We start from the raw sequence: 16,186 nt of genomic DNA, 5'->3' as shown, positions 1-16,186 counted from the left end.
ATCGTTCTGTTTGATGGTTTTTCTATTCTAGGAATACTGTCATATTTGCAAGGGAATTACATTCTTATTGGTTAATTTTGCATTTCATTTTAACTACAGGGTTTAAAATCCTAAGGGTTATTAAAAATCAATTCAATTTTTCCATTTTATGGCTCGTGGCCTTGCCCCGAGGACTTGGAATTTTTAAAATGTAGAATGTATGTTTACAATGGAAGACGTTGCTTGCTTAATTCATGATTACTTAGTAGAAATAGGAGTAAATGACGTTGCTGCGCAATATTTAAATAGCCTATTATTACTGTTAATTTTAGTCGTAGTACTTCTAATTTTTGATTTTGGACTTCGGAAAGTAATCAGAAACTTATTTGCGCGATTTACGAGTGTAACGGACACTAATTTTGACGATTTTCTAGTACGCAATAAGGTGCCACGGAACATTGCACATATAGTCCCTGTGATAGTAGCATATAAGATAATTCCTTATGTATTTATAAGTTTTCCAATAGCAGAACATTTTGCTTTAAAAAGTTTGGAGGTTTTTGGTATTATTCTTTCACTTTGGGTAGTACGTAGTATCTTAAATACCATAAAGGATTACTTTAAAACCATACCCAATTTAAAGGATAAACCCATAGACAGTTACATTCAAGTTTTTATGATTTTCCTTTGGGCAGTAGGCCTATTGTTTGCCATTTCCATTTTAACGGAAATTGAACTTTGGAAATTCCTAACTGGATTAGGAACAGCATCGGCAGTAATTCTATTAATATTTAAAGATACAATCCTTGGTTTTGTAGCCAGCATACAGGTTTCTATCAATGATATGGTGCGCATTGGCGACTGGATTTCCTTTGATAATTACGGGGCAGATGGCGATGTGGTTGAGATTAATTTAGCCACTGTAAAGGTTCAAAATTTTGACAATACCATTACCACCATACCAACCTATGCACTGATCTCTGATTCGTTTAAGAACTGGCGCGGTATGACAAATTCTCCGGGAAGGCGTATAAAGAGAGCCCTTATTATTAAACAAGAAAGCATTAAATTTTTAACGGATAAGGAGCTTGTAAAGCTAAAAAAAATAGGTTTAGTTTCCGAGTATATCGTTGGCAGACAAGAAAATATCGTTGCTTATAATACGGAAAAAAATGTAGACAAATCGTTATTGATTAACGGTAGAAACTTGACTAATATTGGCATCTTTAGAAAGTATATAGACACCTATCTAAAAAACCATTCCGCTATCAACAAAGATATGATTATAATGGCAAGGCAATTGGCTCCTACCCCTCAAGGTATTCCGTTGGAAGTCTATGCATTTAGCAATGACAAACGTTGGGAAAACTACGAGTACATTATGTCCGATATTTTTGATCATTTATTAGCGGCTACTCCCTATTTTGAATTGGAATTATTTGAACTACCAAGTGGTGGTGATTTTAATACAGCCGTTAAAAAATAGGTATTCACAATTGTAGCTTGGAACAAAAGCGAGTTTACTCATCCAAACCACCACTTTACGCTACAAAGGGATGCACATGCGTAGTATTGGTTTTATATCGCAGGATTTGGTTATAGGTTTGACTAACCTTAAAAACCACTACGATGAAGAACTATATCTATATTTTGCTCCTAATTCCATTTACTCTTTTTGCCAACGACAAAAAAATACCTTCAAAAATTAAAGAAGTAACCGTATATCTCAGTGGTGCACATATAACCAGAAGCAGTTCTTTTAATTTAGCTGCTGGAACTACCGAGTTAAAATTTACAGGCTTATCTTCTAAAGTTGATGAAAATAGTATTCAGATTTCAGGTTTGCAAACGGTTTCCATTGTATCTATAGATTATGGAATAAACTATTTAGATAGCTTTATGGTTTTGCCAGAAGCCTCAAAAGTACAAGATAAGATAAAGGAATTGACCTCTAAAATAGCGCTGTTAAACAATAAAATTTCAGGTTTGCATGAGGAAGAACTCTTAATAACAACGAATAGGAGTATTAGCGCTACCAATGAGTCTTTAAATTTAGAAAAGTTAAAACAGATTAGCACGTATTACCGAGAACGAATTACAGCCATTAAAAATGAAGTTTTTAATATCAACCTAGAAATAAATAGCCATAACGAAGCAGTAAGAGAATTAAGGCTACAGCAAGAAGAACTTACTAAAGGACCTGCTATTGCACAAGGTGAATTGATTGTGAAATTTGACGCTCCTATAGCAACCTCCTTGAATCTAATGATTTCTTACTTGGTTACTGATGCTGGTTGGGTGCCAACCTATGATATTAAATCTGAAGCACTCAATAGTAGTATACAACTAAAATACAAAGCTAATGTATACCAAAATACCGGTGCGGATTGGCAGCATGTGAAAATTAACTTATCTACCGGAAATCCAATACAACAGACAACAAAACCAAACATAGAAGCTCAGTACCTTAATTTTGTCAATGCTAATTGGTACAGACCAACAGCCATACAAAAAAGCAAGTATTACTACAATCCGGCTGTAAAAAAAGTAATAGGGAGAGTTACGGATGCATCTGGACAGCCTTTGCCAGGCTGTAATGTGGTTATTAAAGGAACCAATAATGGTACACAAACAGATTTGGATGGTAATTATAGTTTGGTCATTACAACCGGTCAAGAATTAGAGTTTTCTTATATCGGTTATACCTCTTCTGAAACCCCTATTTATGCCTCTATTATAAATACTCGAATGGAAGAAAATCACGCTCAATTAGATGAGGTTGTCGTTGTTGGCTATGGTAGGTCTAATGCATTGTCTGGAAAGGTAGCTGGAATTAAAATTAAAGGAGCCCCAAGTGTTGCTCAAGAGTTACCGCTCTATGTTATAGATGGCGTTCCTATGCCAAATTTTGAGGAAGGCGATATAGATGCTGCAGACATACAATCAATGGAAGTGCTAAAGAGTGAGAACGCCACAGGAATTTATGGCAGTAATGCAAGTGCTGGTGTAATTCTTATTACGACAAAAAAGAGTAAAACAGAAAATGATGTTACCCATACCTTATTTGCCATAAAAAAACCATATTCTATTGCATCGGACGGAGATATTATATCCTTGGAAATAAATACTTTTACTTTGGATGCCAAATATGAGTATTTGGCCATCCCTGTAATCAATGAAAATGTATTTTTAACCGCAGCCTTTAATGATTGGGAACAATTTAATTTATTACCCGGTGAAGCTAATATTTATTTCAAAGGAGGATTTGCAGGTAAAACGGTCTTAGATCCATATACAACTGCTAAAGAAATGACTATTTCGTTGGGTATTGATGCAGGAATAACGGTAACAAGAAAACAAGATCGTAATTTTAAGGACAAATCTTTTTTAGGAAACAACAGGATTTTAAACAGAGCATATGATCTTGAAATTAAGAACAACAAAAATACAAGCGTCTCCATTACATTGATGGATAGGATTCCCCTATCCGAAAACAATGAAATTAAAGTGAGTGAAATGGAGACCTATGCAGCTGAATACAATGCTAAAAACGGAGTGTTGCGTTGGAACCTAAATTTAAAAAGTAAAGCAACGCAAAAAGAACGCTTTTCATACCAAGTGAAGTACCCAAAAAATAAGCATATATCTTTGTAACTTACAATGACATTTCAAAAAACAGCGAGGAGTAATCCTCGCTATATCTAAGTGGATAATCCTATTTATCCTTATACTGAAACACATTATACGGCAAGGATGTTCCTGTGATTTTTAAGACCACTACCCCATGTGATGGTACCTCAATTTTTATCTTTTCATTTAAGGTAGTACCCTGTGTTTTTTTAGACCATAAATCCTTATAAATATAGGTTTTAGAAGCATCAATCCCTACTGCCTTTAATTCAAAAGGAATAATAGTGTCCGTATCTGACCTGTTTAATAAGGCAACGGCTACTTCCCCACTCATTGTAGAAACCAAAGGTTTGGCCCAAACCTCTAAAGCGCCATAATCTACCAACCGTCTGGCTTGGTATGAAAAGGGGCTTTGGTTTAATGCTATAACATCTTCATTGGTTACAATACCAATAGTTTCTGCACTCATTTTGGTTAAATCATTCCCCAGCAAAAGCGGCGACTGCATCATACTCCACATGGAAAAATGTGCTTTATCTTCTTCATAACTCATACCTCTGCCCACCTGCAGCATGTCCATATCATTATAATGCCCCTCTGAACTGTACATCCATAAATCTGCATTGAGATCAATGATATGCATTATAGATTGAAAAGTATTATTTATATCTCCAGAAATCCGCCAAGAATCGGCCACTTGTGTCACCCATTTTCCAGGGAATTCCCAACGACATATATTGTAACCTGCATTTGGTTTTATTTCCTTTATAATTTTCCCAATTTCTGTATACCGCACTTCTTCATCTAATCCCAACCATTCGCCACCACACCAATCTACTTTTATAAAATCATAGTCCCATTCCTTTAGATATCTAGTTAAATCGCGCTTGTCAAAGCCATACAATCCCATTCCAACACCAATGGTGTCTTTATCCCAATAGGCAGCACATGTATTACTACCTGCATCTGAATAAATACCAGCTTTTAATCCTTTTGAATGGATATAACTAGCCATGGTTTTCATTCCGTTAGGGAATCTATCTTGATGTGCTACAATATTACCCCTTGCATCTCTTCCTCCAAAAAAACCATCGTCAATATTGATATAGGAATACCCCACGTCCTTTAATCCTGATATTACCATAGCATCTGCTTGCGATTTAATGATAGACTCATTGATATTCACCCTATAATTATTCCAACTTGCCCATCCCATAATAGGTGTTTTATAGATAGGAGTAGCTGTATCCAGCTTTATTAAATTTACAGTTTCTGGTAATGCATTGGTGTTCGTAACCACTTTACAGCTCATAGAAAGACTGAGAAACACAAAAGGAAGTGATCGTAAAATATTAATTTTGTTATGTAATGAAGTCATTAAAAAAGTGGGTATAAGTATTTGTTATTTATTGTAAATGTAGCAATTTACGGTATAGGATATTAAAATTAAAACAAATGTTGCTTTTGTTGGGAGATAGCAGTTCAGACTAGAAATAACAATCAAGAACGAAGCGGTGAAAAAACCATAAATTTACAGGATTTGTGAAAATTAGGAGTATTAATAGGCTATTTGGGCTAATTTATTTAGGTTCGTAATGAATACATACTACATACTATGAAAAAACTGTTCCCTACCCTTTTTGTCTTTTTACTTTTGGCAAGCTTCACTTGCACAACCCTTAACGCACAAGAGGAAGAGTACTACCAACTAAAAACCTATACCATCAAAAATGAAAAACAGGAAAGTGCGATGGACCTGTACCTAAAAGAAGCGCTTTTACCTGCACTTAATAAAACAGGAATTACCCAAGTGGGTGTCTTCAAACTAAGACCAAACAAGTTTACATTAGCAAATAAAATCTATGTTTTGATTCCTTTTTCTTCCCTTTCGCAATTTGAAGGGTTAGATAAACGCTTATCAGAAGATAAAGACTACCAATTGGCAGGAAGTGATTATATTAACGCATCCTTCAAAAATCCGCCTTACGAACGCTTTACCAGCACTATTTTACGAGCCTTTACCGGAATGCCAAAATTGTTGCCAAGTCCGGTAGAAGGCCCAAGAGCCGACCGAGTATATGAACTCCGCAGTTATGAGTCTCCAACGGAAAAGACCTATTTGAATAAGGTAGCTATGTTTAATGCTGGGGGAGAAATTAAACTATTTAATGATTTAGGGTTTAATGCCGTGTTCTATGCCAAAGTGATTTCAGGAGATCATATGCCAAACCTGATGTATATGACCACCCATACCAATATGGAACAACGAGATGCCAAGTGGGATACCTTTCGGAATTCACCTGTATGGAAAAAATTATCTGCTGAAAAAAAATACAAAAACAATATGAATAAGGCAGATATTCTATTGCTTTATCCTACCGAATATTCGGACTATTAGTGACCAAAACACTACAATTAACAAGACCTCCTTTTCTTTTTGTGAGCAAAGGAAGTTTTTTTGTGACGCTAACTTGAGCTTACTTTAAATTATTCAATATAAAGTCTAGTGTTTCATTGCTGTTTAAACATTGATTGTAGGCAATATTGGTATGCGTTATTTTTTCAGATAGGCCCATACTTTCCAAGTTAGTAATGGCATTTTCATATTCTAAGGTAACCTTACCTCTGAGTAAAATATCCATAGATTTTTCATTTTGGTAACGCTTAAATATTTTACGCAAACCACTAAGGTATAGCCTATCTTTAGTAAATCCGCCCCCTCGATGTGCTCGTAATGTTATGGAAAAGGCATCGTTCTTATTCAATTTGTATTGATTGTGAATTAAATCGAACGTATCTGCAAAATTATACCCTTTTATCAAACTATCAGAGGCTAACACTCTATAAGACAACTCCTTTAATCTTTTTAAAGTTAATGCACCACTCATATATTCGCTAAAAACAGCCAATCCCTCTTGAGTTTCTACATTCTTAGGAAATCCATTGGAAAAAATTTGCAAAGGTTGTAAGCCGCCATTATAGGTAGTTACCAAATGCACGCCTATTTCGTGATGTGCCAAGGTCAATAACTGATTGTCGCTAAACTTGGCATTCTTTTTAATGAACAAACTTTTAGTAGCATTGCTTACCATGGCATCTGCTGCAATATTGGTAGATAATTTTATATTTATAGGAAAATTATACTGCTTGCCAAATTCTTCAAAATAAGAAACTGCTTGCTGAGCCGTGTATTTCTTATCTTGGTCTGGAGTTAATTCTTCATTCTTAAAATGCAATATAAACTCTGCGTTCTGTACATCTTTCTCTGTTGGTGTACCGTAAATTTTTAAGGAGTTGTAGTAGAATTTATTTTCCTTGCCAATGGTTTCAATACACTGTATCATATTAGAATAGTAGTATATGATATCCTGGTAAAGTTTGCGAATAGCATCATCTTCTATACGTTCTAAACGTTGTGAAAAAAATAACCGGTGTAATTTATAAGGATCAAATTTTAACTTGGGGTATTTAAATTCAGGAACCTCAGTAAATTTAGACGCAAAAAAGCGCTGCTTCTCCTTTTCTAAATTCTGGGGATTAACATAGCTAAGTAATTCTATTCGTTTTACTAACCGGTTTAAATTGGCATCGATCTCAAAAAGATCGGCAAATTCATTTTTTAACTCAACTTTGAGTGATTCTTGCATTATACGTTACTATTACTAAATTCAGTTACTTGCAAAGGTATTATGTTTTTTAATGCCGTTGCCACTGCTTGTACAACTTCTGGGAATATTACTCCAGATTCTTCGTCACAATAAATTTTTGCCATTTCTGTGGCAAAAACGAGTGAATTAGTGAAATTTTGGGTGATAAACTTTAAAAAGTAACCATTTCCTTGAAAAGTATCATTAAGCTTAGATGTAGATTTTAAGCCGTTAGGCAATTGTAGTTGCTCTAATTTTTTACGCCATGCTTCGGTAAAAACTCCAAATCTCTCCGTGTCAATATTTTTGGTTCCCATATTCCAAGTAGGCACTTCCCGATCCCACCGTTTCCAATTGTAACTGTGCATATCAAAAACTAAGACTTTGGGATGTAAAACTTCCAACTTAGTCAGTAGCGCCGCAGTTACCTTATAAAATGACTGGTGTTTTTGTAAACTAATTCTTTTTTCAATTGCTGAAAGCTCGTTTTTCCAAAGCTTTTTCCCCCAAGCATCCGTGTAAATGGCTGCATCAGGTGCTCTATTTAAATCGTATTCAAACCTACTATCGCAGCCTGCCAGAACTATGGGCTGATTCTGTATCATTTGTTTGGTACAAGGGTCTTCTTCATACCAACGTTCATAAGCAGTATGCAGGCAATTATCCCAAAGCGATTTCCGAAACTGATGTCCATCATGCACGGCCGCACAAACAAAAGGAACATATTCATCAATCTTTAAAGTAAAGGAATAGTCTTCAGCAACTGCTTCAAATTTAAGACCAGACTCAATATTGTGAATGATATCTGTAATAGATAATTTAAGCATTGTCTACTTCGCTTCTTAATCTAGATCTTCTATCAAAAGCTTGCAACTTGTCTAAAACTCTACTTTCTACAAAATCGATCACTTGTTTTTGAAGTTTTGTTTTATATACCTTGTTCATATAGGTTATCCCACCGGGCGACATTACATTGACTTCAACCAATTTACCACCAATGACGTCAATACCCACAAAATAGAGTCCGTCATTAACCAATTTAGGACCTATCTGTTTGCACAAGGCTTTTTCTTCTTTACTTAAGGTATGTTTTGCAATTGTACCTCCTGCTGAAACATTAGATCGATGGTCTTCTGTTCCTGGAATTCTTCGCATAGCCCCAATAGGCTCTCCATTTAATAATAAAATACGAATATCACCTTTATCTGCTCCTTCTATATAATCTTGAAGGATTACATAATTAGAACTACCGTCAGAATTTGTGATGTAAAAATCTAACAATGATTTTATATTAGACATGGCAGATTTCTCTATCAATATTACCCCAGAGCCTCCAAAACCATTTAATGGTTTTAAAATCATTTTATCGGCCTCAGATTCCCGAATTTGTTTGATGAGGTAATTCTTGTTTTTAGAAACATGGGTTGCCGGTATAATATTACTATGAGAATCCCCAAAGGCAGCCGTATATAATTTATTATTAGCCTCACGTAAGCCTTGAATGGAGTTAACAATAAAAACATCATCCTTAACTGAATCTAAAAAGTTAAGCATTATAGGGTCTAAGGGTGGATTTCCACGCATAAAAATCACGTCGAACCCAGCCAAAGGCAACATTTCTTCACGTAGTTTTACTTGCTTATAAAAAGTTTTCAGATTGACCGGAATTTTTTCCATTCTATTTAGAACCGTACAAAATGCATTGGTAACACTATTGCGAATAGTCAAATTAGCAGGTGTACATAAACCAACGCCATGTCCCCTTCGTATACACTCATGAATTAGAGCCAAACTGGTATCATTTTCTGGATCAATTTCTTCCCAAGGGTACATTAAAAAACAAATATTCATCTTCTAGTAATTTTTATTTTACTTTATCATAGTTATCATCCCAATTTTTAGGTTTAGGATCATGTAATTTGTCTACTGATTTGGCCACAACCATTGCAACGGTAGCATCTCCTGTTACGTTTACAACCGTTCTACACATATCTAGAGGCCTATCTACCGCAAAAATCAATGCTAAGGCAACTGGGTATAAGTCTGGTGGAAAACCGATAGCTTCCAAAACAATAACAAGCATAACCATCCCTGCACCAGGAACAGCTGCTGATCCAATGGATGCTAATAAAGCTGTTAATACAATGTATAATTGATTGCTAAATGTTAATCCTTCAGGCCAAAGTACTTGCATGATAAACACGGCAGCAACGGCCTGGTATAAACTGGTACCATCCATATTTATGGTAGCTCCCACAGGCAAAACAAAACTAGATACTTCTTTATCGACCCCAATATGCTCTTCTACCCGTTCCATTGTAACTGGCAAGGTCGCAGCACTAGAACTTGTAGAAAAAGCGAGTAATTGTGCGGGACTCATTTGCTTTAAGAACCAAATAGGGTTCTTTTTTGTATAAATAGAAACCACAGTACAGTAAAATACAATCATAAGTACTAACCCTAAAACAACAACCCCGGCATAGGATAATAATTTTTGTAATATTTCAGGGTCATCGGCTGTGACCACAACCTGACTTAACAAGGCAAAAACAGCAACTGGTGCCGCTAGCATAATTAAATCTACCATCTTGAGGACGACATCATTTAAAGAGTCAAAAAACTTTTTTAAAGGCTTAGAACGTTTTTCTCCAACGAGCAACATAGAAATTCCCATAAAAATAGTAAAGAAAATAACCTGAAGCATTAACTTATTATTTCCCAATGCAGCAATGGCATTGTCTGGAACCATATCTACTAAAAACCGCAATGGGCCTCCTTCTTTTTGATTGGTTGCCTCTGCTATTTTTCCTTGAACATTACTATCGTTAGCGTAGGTTTCTGAAAGTTTTGCAATGGTTTCTTCAGAAATACCTTCGCCAGGTTTAATGACATTCACCAAAACTAAGCCAATGGTAATAGCAATGACAGTTGTAAATATATAGATCCCTATAGTTCGTAATCCTATATTTCTAAATTTAGAGATATCCTTTAAGTCCGATATCCCTTTTATCAAAGATGCTAATATTAATGGGACAGCAATTAACTTTAAAAGGTTGACAAATATGCTTCCAAATGGCCCTATCCAATCTAGAATAAATTGTTTTCCCCAAACAACTTGTGCCATTCCAAAACCAAAGAGTAGTCCTAAAACCATCCCTATCATAATCTGCCAATGCAGCTCTAACTTCTTCATTCTTGTATATTTTGGTGAGTAATATACTATTTTGCCAAGCTAAACTCCAAATAAAATGGAAGCAATAATTATATAAGCGCTATTAAAAAATTATCGCATTGAATTATTCAGTAAGGTATAATCTGCTAAAACCAATGCAGCCATAGCTTCTACAATTGGCACAGCCCTAGGTACAACGCAAGGATCATGGCGCCCTTTGCCTTGTGTTTTTACCATATTACCTTCCTTATCTATAGTTTCATAAGGCTGTATTATAGTAGCAACCGGTTTAAAGGCTATGTTAAAATAAATATCCATTCCATTGCTAATACCTCCTTGAATACCACCACTGTGATTTGTTTTGGTGCTACCGTCGCTATTAAATTGATCGTTATGCGCACTACCTTTCATAGTAACTCCATTAAAACCACTTCCGTATTCAAATCCTTTTACGGCATTAATACTCAACATTGCTTTACCCAATTCGGCATGTAATTTATCAAAAGCTGGTTCACCCAAGCCAATTGGAACGTTTTGTAAAACACAGCTAATTACTCCACCAATAGTATCGCCTTCTTTTTTAATTTCTTTGATATAGTCTTCCATCTGAGCCGCCATCTCTTGATCAGGACAACGGACAGGATTTAATTCAGTTTCTTCTAAATTTAATTCTTTGTAGCTTTTTGTCAGTTTTAAATCACCAACCTGCGAAACATACGCATTTATTTTTATCCCTTTTAAAAACTGTTTGGCTATAGCACCAGCGACTACCCTACTTGCGGTTTCACGTGCAGAACTACGTCCGCCTCCCCTATAATCTCGAAAGCCATACTTTTTATCGTATACATAATCGGCATGTGAAGGACGGTATGAATCTTTAATATGTGAATAATCATGTGATTTTTGATTGGTATTGTGAATGGCAAAACCAATAGGTGTTCCTGTTGTTTTCCCTTCAAATAAACCGGAGTAGAATTCTACTTCATCTGGTTCCTTACGCTGAGTAACGATCTTAGATTGACCAGGTTTTCTTCGATTTAAATCTGTTTGTATAGCCTCAAAATCCAATTCAATTCCAGACGGACAACCATCTAAAACTCCCCCTATTGCTACGCCATGTGATTCTCCAAAAGTTACCAACTTAAAAAGATTCCCAAATGTGTTTCCTGCCATGTATATAAATTAATTGATGCTTTTAAGCCACCAAAGGTAAATCATACCAAAGAGAATCAAAAATTTAGTCTCGCCATAATGTAGACTTAACACAATCATCACAAAATATTGATCTGTTGTTTATATTCAATTCATATACAAAAGCGTAGTTTGTATAAACTGCAATATGAAAAAAAGAAAAATTGAAGTCGCTGTAATTTCAGACCTCCATTTGGGTACCTATGGATGTCATGCCGATGAAGTTTTGATTTACCTTAACAGTATAGACCCTGAAATTTTAATTCTAAATGGTGATATTTTAGACATCTGGCAATTTAGCAAACGCTATTTTCCTAAGTCACATATGAAGGTATTAAAGAAAATACTAGGAATGGCATCTAAAGGAGTTGCTGTTCATTATATCACGGGTAACCACGATGAAATGTTGCGTAAATTTAGCGGAACAATTATGGGAAACCTCCAAATTAAAGATAAATTGCTCTTAAATTTAGACGGCAAAAAAGCTTGGTTTTTTCATGGTGATGTGTTTGACGCCTCCATTACCAACGCCAAATGGCTTGCCAAAATGGGAGGAAAAGGGTATGATGCCTTAATACTGATAAACAGAGCCTTAAATTGGGGGCTTGCAAAATTAGGAAGAGAAAAATACTCCCTTTCTAAACGAATAAAAAATAGCGTAAAAGGTGCTGTTAAGTACATTAATGATTTTGAAGAAACAGCGGTAAATTTAGCTATTGAAAATGGTTATGATTATGTGGCTTGCGGACATATTCATCAACCTAAAAAAGAAATAAGAGAAAACAAATACGGACATTGTACCTATTTAAATTCTGGAGATTGGGTAGAAAATTTAACCGCCTTAGAATATTCTTTTAAGCGTTGGAAATTATATCATTACAATCATGACAAGCTATCTGCGTTTTACGCAGATGAAGATATAAAGCATATGAATATTCAAGATTTAATTGCCTCCATTACCAACAACGATGATGTTACCGAAGAAATATACCCCACAACAGCACAAGAACAAAAAGAAAAACCTCCCTTAGCTTAGCGCATCTTTAAAGATACTTATTGGGTGTTGTGCTTTTCGCTTGGTGCCATCGTAAATTTGATGCCTACAACTCGTTCCATTTGCAGCGATAATTACATCTTCATTTGCCTTTGCTACAGCCGGAAATAATTTTAACCTTCCAACCGCCATACTGGTTTCATAATGCTCTTTTTCATATCCAAAAGACCCAGCCATACCACAGCAACCAGAACTAATTATAGAAACTGAATAGTTTTCAGGAAGGTTTAGCATATCAAAAGTTACCTTTTGGTTACTGAGGGATTTTTGATGACAGTGGTTGTGAATCTTGACTGTTTTAGCTTCTTTCGTAAATTGATCCTTTGTAATGTTTCCCATCGCAATTTCATTTGCTAAAAATTCCTCGATGATAAAGGAGTGTTTTGCCAATAGGTCTACAGCTTCCTTGTCTCCTACCAGTCTTTTATACTCATCTCGAAACGTTAAAATAGCTGAAGGCTCTAATCCAAGAATAGACACCCCTTTTTCAGTGTATTTCCGTAAGCTTTCTACATTCCTATTGGCAATTATTTTTGCTTGTTTTAAAAACCCTTTGGAAATAAATGTGCGTCCGCTTTCCCCGTAAAATAATTCGATTTCATACCCTAATTTTGTAAGTACTTCTATGGCATCCTTACCAAGGTCAATATCCATGTACTCGGTAAACTCATCAATATACAACACTACCTTTGTTTTTGTCGATTTTCCAGAAACCTTCTGCTCTAGGTATTTATCAAAATTAAAACGAAACACATTGGGTAAAGTCCGCTTGGGTGCCACCCCACTAATTTTTTTAATAAGTGGCCCTACTAGGGAAGAATTAAACATAAAATTAGTGACACTGGCCATTTTACTTCCCATGGCATTCAGTTTTGTATTGTAGGCAAAAAGTTTACTCCGCAAGGAGTATCCATTTTGTTCTTGGTATTGGTAGGTAAACTCGGCCTTTAGAGTAGCCACATCTACATTACTAGGACATTCGCTAGAACATGCCTTACAACTTAGGCAAAGATCAAAAACATCTTTGAGTTCCTTTTGGTCAAACTTATTGGCCTTGTCCGTAGTGGTTAAAAGTTCTCTAAGCGCATTTGCCCTACCTCTTGTAGTATCTTTTTCATTCTTGGTTACATGGTAACTAGGACACATGGCTCCAGCCATTTTGTGTGTTTTCCTGCAATCTCCACTCCCATTACATTTTTCTGCTGCCTTTAAAATACCTTCACTATCCGAAAAGTCTAAAAGTGTTTTTATAGAAGGCTCTTCCCGATCTATCTCATATCTAAAAGATTCATCCATAGGGTAAGAGTCCACTATTTTTCCAGGGTTAAAAATTCCATTTGGATCAAAATAAGACTTAATACGCCGTAACAATTGGTAGTTTGTAGTACCGATCATGAGAGGTATAAATTCGGCTCGCACTATTCCATCTCCATGTTCACCACTAAAAGAACCCCTGTACTTTTTGGTGAGCTTAGCCACATCTGTGGTTATGGCTCTAAAAAGGGTTACATCTGTCTTCTTTTTTAAATTTAATATCGGGCGTAAATGCAATTCGCCCGCCCCCGCATGAGCGTAATACACTGCACTTTGGTTGTATCCTTTCATTATTGAAGTGAATTCGCCAATAAAATCTTTTAGGTCTTCTAAGGCCACGGCTGTATCTTCAATGCAAGCAACAGCTTTTTTATCACCAATCATATTCCCCAAAAGCCCCAAACCTGCCTTGCGTAATTCAATAGCCTTTTTAATATCGTCTTCATACAAAATAGGGCTTGCATAGCTTAAACCAGAGCTGCTTATTGTTTTTAAAAGTTTAGCAACATCGGCTTCTAAATCCGACTTAGAATGTGCCTTAATTTCTAACATTAATAAGGCTGCTGGATCGCCTTCCACAAAAAATCGATTGGCTAACTGTGCTCTGTTGTTTTTTGTACAATCTAAAATTACCTTGTCCATCATTTCACACAGCTGTAATTGGTGATTCATCACGGGTGCTACATCTGCCAAACAATCTTCTAAGCTAGTATAATGTGTAACTACCATAGCTGCAAATTTTGGAGGTAATTCATCCAACTGCAGGGTGATTTCCGTTGTAAATGCCAACGTCCCTTCACTTCCACTTAATAACTGGCACATATTAAACGAACCGGATTCTCCAAAAACAGAATTGTTCAACAATTCATCTACGGCATAGCCTGTATTTCTTCTATGGATGGAAGGTTTTGGAAATTGATTTTTTATTTCTGTCTGAACCTCCTTAATAGACAATTCATCATAGATGGCATTGTACAGCTTTCCTTCTAAGGTGTCTTCTGTTCTTTTTTCATGAAATTCCTCTTCACTTAATTCACCAAAATGAGCCTCAGAACCGTCTGATAAAATTGTTTTTAAGGAAACCGTTTTATCTCGAGTAACCCCGTATTGTATGGAGGTTGTTCCAGACGAATTATTACCAACCATACCGCCAATCATACATCTATTTGATGTGGAGGTGTTTGGCCCAAAGAATAGGCCATAGGGTTCTAAATACTGGTTTAATTCATCTCTAATAACCCCCGGTTGAAGCCTAACTTGCTTTTTTTCTTCATCTACAGCAAGGATGGCCGTAAAATGTTTGGAAACATCTACCACAATTCCGTCTCCAACACATTGCCCAGCTAAAGAAGTACCTGCTGTTCTTGGAATTAATCCAATTTTATGTTGGTTGGCAAAATTTATTAATTTTTTTATATCCTCGATGGATTTCGGAAAAGCAACTGCAATTGGTATTTTACGGTAAACAGAAGCATCTGTTGCATAGAGTGTTCTTGCTAGTTTATCGCTTAATACATCTCCTTCTAATTCTTTTTTTAATCTATTCAATAGCTCAGTATCCAACGTGGTATAATTTTTGAAATCTAAATTAAGTTTTTATTAACGCAAAAATCATGGAAACACCATATTTTTGCTTCAAATTTAAAAGTATTATGAAAATCTTAAAAGTAATTCCATTTTTTGTTTTTTTGATAACAGCAACCTTAAGTGCTCAAGACCTTGCAGAACACACGGCGGGTTTGCGTTTGGGAGATAGTAAAGGCTTTGGAGCTGAACTGTCGTATCAAAAAAGTTTAACAAACTATACACGTATAGAAGCCAACTTGGGCTGGAGAGATAGTAGAAATTACAATTCATTTAAACTTTCTGGAATTCATCAATGGGTATTGGAAATAGACAATGGATTTAATTGGTACTATGGTGTTGGTGGTGGTTTAGGTAGCGTTAGTTTTGAACCGCTAACAAACCCTGCTAATCCTAATGATGTACAAACTCCAGATGGTGGCTTGTTTATTTTTGCAGCAGCAGATGTGGGCATTGAATATAACTTTGATTATGAGTTGGGAGTGCCATTATTAGTTTCTCTAGACTTACGACCAGAAATAGGATTATCGGGCTATAAGCATTTTAGCGATAATTTTGATTTTGATATCGCCTTGGGTGTGAGATACAAGTTTTAACCGCAAAATTTTTGAATTT

General features: G+C 35.7%; 12 protein-coding genes. 5 read left to right on the top strand and 7 right to left on the bottom strand.

What is annotated here, in order from left to right:
- The first annotated feature begins 199 nt into the window (after nt 1-199).
- Together MWU65_RS13470 and MWU65_RS13465 are read left to right on the top strand one after the other, a co-directional pair.
- Entirely contained in the window at nt 200-1,465 is a 1,266-nt protein-coding gene (locus tag MWU65_RS13470) for a mechanosensitive ion channel domain-containing protein (RefSeq protein ID WP_247078684.1), read from the top strand.
- A 143-nt stretch (nt 1,466-1,608) separates the two neighbouring features.
- Nucleotides 1,609-3,633 carry a mucoidy inhibitor MuiA family protein gene (locus MWU65_RS13465; RefSeq protein ID WP_247078682.1) on the top strand — a complete coding sequence of 675 codons (2,025 nt, stop codon included), beginning with the start codon at nt 1,609-1,611 and terminating at the stop codon, nt 3,631-3,633.
- A gap of 61 nt (nt 3,634-3,694) precedes the next feature.
- Here MWU65_RS13465 and MWU65_RS13460 read toward each other — a convergent pair whose 3' ends face one another.
- Entirely contained in the window at nt 3,695-4,987 is a 1,293-nt protein-coding gene (locus MWU65_RS13460; RefSeq protein ID WP_247078680.1) for a glycoside hydrolase family 27 protein, read from the bottom strand.
- 237 nt (nt 4,988-5,224) lie between these two features.
- Here MWU65_RS13460 and MWU65_RS13455 point away from each other — a divergent pair, with 237 nt between their 5' ends.
- A complete protein-coding gene (locus MWU65_RS13455) occupies nt 5,225-6,007 on the top strand; it encodes an NIPSNAP family protein (protein WP_247078678.1) in 783 nt (260 codons plus the stop codon).
- A gap of 79 nt (nt 6,008-6,086) precedes the next feature.
- Here MWU65_RS13455 and MWU65_RS13450 read toward each other — a convergent pair whose 3' ends face one another.
- From MWU65_RS13450 to aroC, 5 genes are all read right to left on the bottom strand, one after another.
- Nucleotides 6,087-7,256: a flavohemoglobin expression-modulating QEGLA motif protein gene (locus tag MWU65_RS13450; protein WP_247078676.1), complete on the bottom strand. Its 1,170-nt coding sequence runs from the start codon at nt 7,254-7,256 to the stop codon at nt 6,087-6,089.
- Nucleotides 7,256-8,083, bottom strand: coding sequence for an N-formylglutamate amidohydrolase (locus MWU65_RS13445; protein ID WP_247078674.1), 828 nt, complete (start codon nt 8,081-8,083; stop codon nt 7,256-7,258). Before MWU65_RS13445 ends, MWU65_RS13450 begins: the two co-directional genes overlap by 1 nt.
- Nucleotides 8,076-9,107, bottom strand: a complete 1,032-nt coding sequence (gene gshB / locus MWU65_RS13440) for a glutathione synthase (protein ID WP_247078672.1) — start codon at nt 9,105-9,107, stop codon at nt 8,076-8,078. The genes MWU65_RS13445 and gshB overlap by 8 nt, the downstream gene beginning before the upstream one ends.
- A gap of 13 nt (nt 9,108-9,120) precedes the next feature.
- Nucleotides 9,121-10,449: a dicarboxylate/amino acid:cation symporter gene (locus MWU65_RS13435; protein WP_247078671.1), complete on the bottom strand. Its 1,329-nt coding sequence runs from the start codon at nt 10,447-10,449 to the stop codon at nt 9,121-9,123.
- Between the two features lie 90 nt (nt 10,450-10,539).
- Nucleotides 10,540-11,601, bottom strand: coding sequence for a chorismate synthase (aroC, locus tag MWU65_RS13430; protein WP_247078670.1), 1,062 nt, complete (start codon nt 11,599-11,601; stop codon nt 10,540-10,542).
- A 166-nt stretch (nt 11,602-11,767) separates the two neighbouring features.
- Here aroC and MWU65_RS13425 point away from each other — a divergent pair, with 166 nt between their 5' ends.
- The gene (locus MWU65_RS13425) at nt 11,768-12,655 is read left to right on the top strand and encodes a UDP-2,3-diacylglucosamine diphosphatase (RefSeq protein ID WP_247078669.1); all 888 of its coding nucleotides are present in this window, start codon (nt 11,768-11,770) and stop codon (nt 12,653-12,655) included.
- Here MWU65_RS13425 and MWU65_RS13420 read toward each other — a convergent pair.
- Nucleotides 12,647-15,550, bottom strand: a complete 2,904-nt coding sequence (locus MWU65_RS13420) for an FAD-binding and (Fe-S)-binding domain-containing protein (RefSeq protein WP_247078668.1) — start codon at nt 15,548-15,550, stop codon at nt 12,647-12,649. The two genes, MWU65_RS13425 and MWU65_RS13420, sit on opposite strands and share 9 nt — an antisense overlap.
- Before the next feature lie 89 nt (nt 15,551-15,639).
- Here MWU65_RS13420 and MWU65_RS13415 point away from each other — a divergent pair, with 89 nt between their 5' ends.
- Nucleotides 15,640-16,167 (top strand): hypothetical protein, encoded by a 528-nt coding sequence (locus tag MWU65_RS13415; RefSeq protein ID WP_247078667.1) that lies wholly within the window; start codon nt 15,640-15,642, stop codon nt 16,165-16,167.
- Nucleotides 16,168-16,186: the final 19 nt, after the last annotated feature.

The organism is Cellulophaga sp. F20128, assembly GCF_023015805.1.
GTDB lineage: Bacteria > Bacteroidota > Bacteroidia > Flavobacteriales > Flavobacteriaceae > Cellulophaga.
Note: the sequence above shows the minus strand (reverse complement) of the source record. Positions and strands in the feature narration are given on the sequence as shown.

Bases quoted from the DNA above. Each gene is read 5' to 3' on its own strand.
- MWU65_RS13470 (WP_247078684.1), top strand. From the start codon at position 200: ATGTTTACAATGGAAGACGTTGCTTGCTTAATTCATGATTACTTAGTA.
- MWU65_RS13465 (WP_247078682.1), top strand. From the start codon at position 1,609: ATGAAGAACTATATCTATATTTTGCTCCTAATTCCATTTACTCTTTTT.
- MWU65_RS13460 (WP_247078680.1), bottom strand. From the start codon at position 4,987: ATGACTTCATTACATAACAAAATTAATATTTTACGATCACTTCCTTTT.
- MWU65_RS13455 (WP_247078678.1), top strand. From the start codon at position 5,225: ATGAAAAAACTGTTCCCTACCCTTTTTGTCTTTTTACTTTTGGCAAGC.
- MWU65_RS13450 (WP_247078676.1), bottom strand. From the start codon at position 7,256: ATGCAAGAATCACTCAAAGTTGAGTTAAAAAATGAATTTGCCGATCTT.
- MWU65_RS13445 (WP_247078674.1), bottom strand. From the start codon at position 8,083: ATGCTTAAATTATCTATTACAGATATCATTCACAATATTGAGTCTGGT.
- gshB (WP_247078672.1), bottom strand. From the start codon at position 9,107: ATGAATATTTGTTTTTTAATGTACCCTTGGGAAGAAATTGATCCAGAA.
- MWU65_RS13435 (WP_247078671.1), bottom strand. From the start codon at position 10,449: ATGAAGAAGTTAGAGCTGCATTGGCAGATTATGATAGGGATGGTTTTA.
- aroC (WP_247078670.1), bottom strand. From the start codon at position 11,601: ATGGCAGGAAACACATTTGGGAATCTTTTTAAGTTGGTAACTTTTGGA.
- MWU65_RS13425 (WP_247078669.1), top strand. From the start codon at position 11,768: ATGAAAAAAAGAAAAATTGAAGTCGCTGTAATTTCAGACCTCCATTTG.
- MWU65_RS13415 (WP_247078667.1), top strand. From the start codon at position 15,640: ATGAAAATCTTAAAAGTAATTCCATTTTTTGTTTTTTTGATAACAGCA.